Annotated in this window: 1 protein-coding gene; it reads left to right on the top strand. The window is 61.0% G+C overall.

Annotated elements, in window-relative coordinates; translation table 11 throughout:
• Positions 1-792 precede the first annotated feature (792 nt).
• On the top strand, positions 793-1,173 hold a 381-nt coding region (locus V2I46_14920), incomplete at its 3' end, for an ABC transporter ATP-binding protein (protein MEE4178795.1).

Raw genomic sequence — 1,173 nt, 5'->3', positions numbered from 1 at the left:
GCCGATCAGGTCTTCCAGCCGACGGCCGGTCTTCTTGGGTGTGGCCTTGATCGTGACCCCGGAAGCACCTGAAACCAATGTGAGCTGAGTCCCCGCATCCCAATGTAACTCGTCGCGTATCTCCTTTGGGATCACGATTTGTCCTTTACTGGATAAGGTAATGGTCGCGATGGACATGAGGCACCGGCTTAAAATTAAGACAGAAAGTACGTTGGATTGTCTGGCTGCTCCTATCGAATGGCAAGCGATTACGGCGGGTGCAGGGAGAAAACCGCCAGAGGGCTGAGGGTCAGGTCCCAAATGTCCCACCTATCACATCCGCCGCAATGGATGTGCTCCCGTTGTTTAGGGGCCGATCTTTGGGCTCGCTGCGTGATGGGTTGTCTGCGCGGTTGCCCATACCCACGGTGTCCAGACCTTGCCACACAGAGTGCGCACCAATCCACCGCAAGCCCGATGAACTCGGCCGTCTCGACCACGCTGTGTCCGGTTTCAAGCAAGGCTGTAAAGAATGCGAGCAGCTCGCTTCGGGTTGGGTGATCGCCGCAGCGCAGCCCCCATTCCGTTTCCAGCACCAGGGTGCGCGATATGAACAAGGTCTCCCCTGCCATCATCCGCCGCGCAACGGCGACTTGCTCCGGATGAGGTTCCGCTCGTCGTCGCCATTCCGCCTCATCATCAGCTTGTCCCTTGCATCCGATGCCCTGCTGGGGTGAAATTCGCGCCCGGGCGCAGTCCTGCCCAGTTGGGGCAGGGCCGCCTCCAGCGAGCATTTATCGGAGACCATTCATCATGATCGAGGTTCGCGAGCTGAGTCGCAGCTATGGTGAGCTCAGGGCGGTCCAAGCGGTGTCGTTCGACATCGGCCGCGGCGAGATCGTCGGTCTGCTCGGCCACAACGGGGCCGGGAAGACCACCATCATGAAGATGCTGACCGGGTATCTGGAGCCGAGCAGCGGCCGGATCAGTATCGATGGCCTGGACATCGCCGAGCAGCGACGCGAAGCACAAAGGCGCATCGGCTACCTGCCGGAGAACTGTCCGCTCTATCCCGAGATGCGGGTGCTGGATTATCTGGATTACCAGGCGGCACTCCACGGGATGCCGGCCAACCGTCGCGACGGTGCCATCCGCCGGGCGATCGATCGGACAGAGCTGGGCCCCAAGGCCACG

Origin of the sequence: Bacteroides sp. (assembly GCA_036351255.1) — a bacterium.
Lineage (GTDB): Bacteria > Bacteroidota > Bacteroidia > Bacteroidales > UBA7960 > UBA7960.
This window is presented reverse-complemented; position numbering and strand designations above follow the sequence as displayed.